At 47.8% G+C, this 6,602-nt stretch carries 4 protein-coding genes; 3 read left to right on the top strand and 1 reads right to left on the bottom strand.

Translation table 11 applies throughout. From position 1 onward, the window contains the following. Window positions 1-994: 994 nt before the first annotated feature. On the bottom strand, window positions 995-1,636 hold the full coding sequence (locus tag RMO35_RS19965; RefSeq protein ID WP_309743523.1) for an L-threonylcarbamoyladenylate synthase: 642 nt from the start codon (window positions 1,634-1,636) through the stop codon (window positions 995-997). Window positions 1,637-1,816: 180 nt separating this feature from the next. Between RMO35_RS19965 and larC the strand changes: the two genes are divergently transcribed. From larC to RMO35_RS19950, 3 genes are all read left to right on the top strand, one after another. Continuing rightward, window positions 1,817-3,331, top strand: a complete 1,515-nt coding sequence (larC, locus tag RMO35_RS19960) for a nickel pincer cofactor biosynthesis protein LarC (protein ID WP_309743521.1) — start codon at window positions 1,817-1,819, stop codon at window positions 3,329-3,331. A gap of 16 nt (window positions 3,332-3,347) precedes the next feature. Then, window positions 3,348-3,773 (top strand): pentapeptide repeat-containing protein, encoded by a 426-nt coding sequence (locus RMO35_RS19955; protein ID WP_309743519.1) that lies wholly within the window; start codon window positions 3,348-3,350, stop codon window positions 3,771-3,773. 524 nt (window positions 3,774-4,297) lie between these two features. Further along, window positions 4,298-6,602: endonuclease MutS2 (locus RMO35_RS19950; protein WP_309743517.1), on the top strand; the 2,305-nt coding region annotated here is incomplete at its 3' end.

The following is a 6,602-nucleotide window of genomic DNA, read 5'->3' as shown; positions in this document are numbered from 1 at the left end:
CGTTATAAAACCGTCAGAGGCGTTCGGTATCGGTTGTTACGCTGCCCTCAGTAGGCTTTAGGCTTTAGGCTTTAGGGTAAGAGGGGGAAAGGGGAAATTGCGACACGAAGTCGCAGACATTTAGTGAAGCGTAAAGCTTCTACCTTAGTATCAAAAGGTATGGACACTCCGAAGGAGCATCAACAGCAATGGGGATGTTTCACAGCTAGAGGAGAAAGCCTAATTGCACTGGTAGCCTAAACTGGTACAAGGGCAAGTCCAAGTCTGGTATGGTTAGCTAAAGCGAATCTGAGTAACATCCGTCATTTCCCAATGAGCCAAATCAGGCTGATAGGCTCAAACCAAAAGGTAAGTGGCAGTTACGACAACTGACTTTTTCCCGTCAGTGAGATGATACCGTCCGCCACCGGATGACATCAGGAACCTAACCCAGACGCATCTAAATACTGCGGAACGTGTAAACCTCTACCAGGTCAGTTTTTTTTTAAAACTGTAGGGAAGTCGTGAGATGTACCAACTCCTGGGAGAGAAAGGACTCTTCTAAAAAGCCAATGCCTGTAGGACGAAAGTTCAGAGGAATTCATAACTCGCAGGATAAGGGTCATCCCGTACCCGAAAGGGGAGCAGACGTAGAAGAGGCTGAAACTTTGTTGAAACCGATAGTAGAAAATCTTTACCCCTCCACAAGTTAGAGTCGAAGGGCATTCGCCAACGGCGGAGGACAGGGATCTCAAGGATGGAAGCCCAACAAATAAAGTCCTGAAAACCTGTACTGGACATAGTGATTTGACCCATTATGTAAGAAAAGTATAACTTGAAGGAAGTAAATGATACAGCAGGAGCCGAGTGCTTAGAAATTTGCAAGCTCGGTACTGTGGAGGGGAAAACCCGTAAGGGTTTACCTATTCCGGCGGTAAAAGGTAAGAGGTAAAAGGTAATTAAGCAGTCCCCTCGTCTCCCAGTCCCCCAGTCCCCTTGTCCCCCAGTCTCCCGATTAGAGCCAAGCTGCGACTTCAGACCAGCCCAGACCCTCCCGAATTACTTCAGGAGGGTCTATTGTCATATCCAAGATTGTCGATCCTTCCATGCCGGGTTCGGAACTATCATCGATAATAATATCGACTAGCTTTTCGAGTCGATCGAACAATACCGCTTTCTCAACGGGATCGATCGAGTCATCTTCATCCTCAGCTTGTAGGTGTGCAGAGGCAGAAATTACCGGATTGCCCAAGGTTTCGAGCAAGACTTGACAGAGTACATGCTTGGGGACTCTAATCCCGGTAGTTTTGCGCTTGGGATCTTGAACTAACTTGGGAACGAGTTTGGTTGCGGGTAAAATAAATGTATAAGTACCGGGGATGAGATGTTTCATCAATCGATATGCTGGATCGGAGACGATCGCATAGTCAGAGATATTTGATAAAGACTGACACAAGAAAGTCAAGGGTTTATCATTGGACATCCGCTTGATCTGACGGACGCGATCGACTGCCGACTTGGAATTGATGTCGCACCCGATCGCATATACTGTATCGGTGGGATAAAGCATGACTGCACCATTTTTCAGCGCCGCTACAATTTCATCAATCTTTCTAATCTGTGGTGTCTGAGGATGAATTTCGTAAATAGTCGCCATATAAAATAATTAATAATTAATAGTTAATAGTTAATAATTAAATTATCGACTCAAATCTATTTGGACGGTAGCTGCCGCAACTAATCGTTAAGTCAGTCACCTTATTTTCGATCGACATTTAGGGTTTTAGATCTTCCAACTCCCAACTCCCAACTCCCAACTCCCAACTTCCATCTCCCCATGCTTAAAATCGCCTATTTAGAATGCCAAACTGGAATCGCTGGCGATATGTGTCTGGGTGCATTAGTCGATGCTGGCGTCCCGATTGAATATCTCAACACCCAGCTCGCACGCTTAGGAATTGGGGCTGAATATCACCTGTGGGCAAATAAAGTTCATCACAATGGACAAATTGCCACCAAAGTACATGTCGATTTGATGGCGATTGCCTCGGCAGTTCCTGCCGCCTCAGCGCATCGCGGACATTCCCATGCTGCCGAACGCGAACATCCTCACGCTCATCCCGAGCCAGCCAGCATCGATACCGCTACTACCGAGAAGCGCGGACATGCTCACAAACATCCGCACGAGCATTCGCACGGACATCACCACCACGAGGGCGAACACACTCACCCGCCAGCTAACAGCACGAAAAATTTTCAGTCACAGCACTACACTCATATCGTTGCCGCCGAGCCGATAGAAGATGACACCGAACATCATCACCACCATTACGACACTCCCCAGCGAAACCTCCCTCAGATCGAAAAGCTGATACAGGCGGCAAATTTGCCCGCTAGAGCGACACAGTGGAGTTTGGACATTTTTCGCCAATTGGCGATCTCCGAGGGTGCAGTCCACGGTATCGACCCCTCTGAGGTGCATTTTCATGAAGTTGGCGCTGTCGATGCGATCGTCGATATCGTCGGGACTTGTTTGGGCTTAGATTATCTCGATATCGCTAAAATTTACTGTTCGCCATTACCCACAGGCGGCGGCACGGTTCGTGCGGCTCACGGGATTTTACCCGTACCAGTTCCCGCCGTACTTAAGTTATTTTCGTCCCGCAATGTTCCTGTTTATAGCAACAAGATCGATCGGGAATTAGTCACCCCTACAGGTGCAGCAATTGCGGTCGCGCTCGCGACAGAATTCGGCGCACCGCCAGCCATGCAGCTCCAACAAATCGGTCTAGGTGCGGGGACGATCGAGTTACCGATTCCGAATATTTTACGCTTATGGTTGGGCACTGAAATAGCTTCATCTGCGGCAACAACTCCTACAGTTCGCCCTGAATATCTCGAAACGATCGAGGTATTAAGTACTCAAATCGACGACCTCAACCCCCAAGCGATCGGGTACATATTCGATCGATTATTTCAAGCTGGAGCTTTGGATGTATTTACGCAACCAATCGGGATGAAAAAATCGCGATCGGGTATTTTACTTACTGTTATTTGTTCGATAGCTATAGCGCCTGATTGCGAACAAATTATCTTTAAAGAAACAAGTACATTAGGCATCCGTCGCGATCGCCAGACTCGCTCGATCTTGCCCAGAGAAATCCAATCTGTCGTGACTAAATATGGAACGGTACGGGTCAAAGTCGCTCGAAATAATCTAGTTGATGATGACTCGATCGTTAATGTCCATCCAGAATATGAGGACTGTGCTGCGATCGCGCAAGAGCAAAAGCTAGCATGGCGGGAGGTTCATCAATTAGCACTGATTGCTTGGCATAATTTGAATGGTTGATATGGAGACTGGAGTTATGACTGCTGCGGAATTATTAGCACGTTATGCTGCTGGGCAAAGAGATTTCAGTGGAGTCGATCTTCACCGTGCCGATCTAAGTGGTGCCGATCTCAGAGACATTATGTTAGTTGATTCCAAACTTCAAGAAGCTTTCTTGGAAGGAGCAAACCTAGAAGGAGCTAATCTTGAAGGGAGCAACTTGTGTTTCACGTTTCTGCTTAATGCAAATCTTAAATGTGCTAATCTGAAAAAGATAATTACACAAGAAACTGTACTGGCTAATGCTAACCTAGAAGGAGCAGACCTGTCCAATGCCAAGATCTACGCTACTATTTCTGGGGCTAACTTTAAAAACGCCATTACTGAAACTACTGAGTTTATTGAATGTTATTGCAGTGATACAATTTGGACTGATGGCATAATTAGAAATGGTTATATTTGAAAAATTAATGGAGGCTATATAATTAATATTGTTAAATAGTGAAGATAGTTGCTCTGCTTCAGCACCGTCCTAAAATAAAATTTCGGGTTAAGGGCAAAAGTCCATATAAATGGACTAAATAAAATCTGACAGTCCTCTTCAGAGGACTTTGACTATTAGCCCTGATTTGAATCGTTCGCGTAGCATCTACCTATGCCTACGGCAGGCTATCGCTAACGCAGAGGGCGGTTTTGAGCGAAGCAATTTAGATCTTATAATGATTCGATTGATAGTGATGTCAGTGTGACAGAATGCTCGATCTACCGATTGTGCGACCGATAAAGTTTGAGTATCTATCCATCGATGGATGAAGTTTTAAACATCGATCCCTAAAATTCGGATCGAGTCGATCGCGTAGCGTCTCCAGGGGGAATCGACAAAGCCAATATTTTCTTAAACCTACTTTATAAATTACTTTAGCTTTGCAAATTCCCAATCTCTAGCATCTATAATGGTTAGAAATACCACCTTATAGTGTAGAGTAAGTGACGATTCAGGCAGAGACATTAGAGTTATTGGAGTGGTCGCGATTGTGTCAGCAAGTAGCGACATTTGCAGCCACAAAGTTGGGCACGATCGCGGCGAGAAATTTGGTAATTCCCCAAAGTCCAAGTGTCAGTCTGAATCTACTTGCCCAAACTAAAGAGGTGTATGACTTAGAAACCCGCTTGATGGGTGGCTTGTCTTTAGATGGGATCGAAGATTTTGGCGATGCCCTCGAACGCGCCGCCGTCCAGGGAATGCTGTCGGGGAAAGAGTTGCACGAGATCGCCACCACTCTCGCGGGAATGCGGAAGCTGCGCCGTACTATTGACAGCGAAGAAAATATCCCCGTACTTCAAGGCTTGGTAGCCGACGTGCGGACGTATCCAGAGTTAGAGCAAGACATCTATCACTGTATCGACGATCGCGGCGATGTTACCGATCGAGCTAATGAAAAATTAGCCCAGGTACGCATCCAGCTCAAAGGCTTGCGCGATCGCATTTACAAGTCTCTCAATAGTCTGATCCAGCGTCAATCCAATGCCGTTCAACAGCCATTAATCACTCAACGGGGCGATCGTTTTGTCATCCCCGTCAAAGCATCTCACAAAGATGCCATTCCCGGCGTCGTTCACGATACCTCTGGGAGCGGCTCGACTCTGTATGTCGAACCCCAACAAATTATCAATCTCGGCAACCAGCTCCGCCAACTCCAACGCCAGGAGCAGCGAGAGATCGAAGCGGTACTGACGGCTCTGACGGCAAAAGTTACTGAAGTAGTCGAAGATCTCGAACATCTGCTTGTCGTCGCCACCACGATCGATCTTGCCACCGCCAGAGCTAGATATAGTCTGTGGTTGGAAGCCAATCCGCCCAAATTTGTCGATCGAGCCGCAAATGATTACATCACCCTCCGCCAACTCCGCCACCCTTTACTGACGTGGAAACATCGTCACGAAGAAGGATCTCCCGTCGTCCCGATCGATCTCTCGATTCGCCCAGACATCCGCGTAGTAACCATTACAGGCCCCAACACGGGCGGTAAAACCGTTACCCTCAAAACCCTCGCGATCGTCGCTTTGATGGCGAAGGTGGGGCTATTTATCCCCGCCCGCGAGCCAGTTGAAATCCCCTGGTTCGACCTCATTCTCGCCGACATCGGCGACGAACAATCCCTCCAACAAAGTCTGTCTACTTTTTCGGGACATATTCGCCGGATTAGTCGGATTTTAGATGCGATTGGGGAGTTGGGAGTTGGGAGTGAGGAGTTGGGAGGCGAGGAGACAGAACGAGCTAACAGACAAAAAGTTTTGCCTGATGGTAGTAATGCGAATGTAACAACGACCATTGATGAAGGTTTAACAGACTCATTCAATTCTCAAAACCCCCAATCTCCTCATTCTCCCAACTCCCAACTCCCAACTCCTCACTCCCAACTCCCAACTCCCAACTCCCAACTCCCAACTCCCAACTCCCTAATTCTTCTCGATGAAGTCGGAGCCGGAACCGATCCAGCAGAAGGTAGCGCACTAGCGATCGCACTGTTGCAATATTTAGCCGATCGGGCGATGCTGACGATCGCGAGTACTCACTATGGCGAGTTAAAAGCGCTCAAATATCAAGACAGTCGATTTGAAAATGCGTCGGTTGAATTTGATGATGTCAATCTTGCGCCGACTTATCGCTTATTATGGGGCATCCCCGGTCGATCGAACGCCCTCTCGATCGCTCAAAGATTGGGTTTGAATCCAGAAGTGATTGAAAATGCCAAATCGCAAGTGATTTTGGGAGCGACGCAAGAGGTAAACGAAGTTATTGCTGGACTAGAAGCCCAGCGGCGCACTCAAGAAACCAAAGCCAATGAAGCGGCTACTATCCTCAAACAAGCCGAAGCCTTCTACCTCGAAGTTTCTCAAAAAGCCGCACAATTGCAAGCCCGGGAACAGGAACTCAAGCTCAACCAAGAACGCGCCGTCCAAGCCGCCATTGTCGAAGCCAAAGGCGAAATCGCCCAAGTGATTCGCCAACTCCAGCAAGGCCCCCAAACCGCCCAGGCAGCCCAGCAAGCCACCGCCGAACTCGATGGCGTGTCCGACCGTCGCTTGCCAGCTAAATCGACGCCCAAGCCGCCTCCAGGCTTCAATCCGAAGGTCGGCGATCGCATCCGCATTCCCAAAATCGGGCAAAAAGCAGAAGTCCTCAGCGAAGTAGATGACAACGGCAATCTCAATGTCAAATTCGGCATCATGAAAATGAATGTTGCTCTAGCCGACATCGAATCATTGACAGGCGAAAAAGCGACTCCAC

It is taken from the genome of Chamaesiphon sp. OTE_20_metabat_361 (assembly GCF_031364565.1).
Note: the sequence above shows the minus strand (reverse complement) of the source record. Positions and strands in the feature narration are given on the sequence as shown.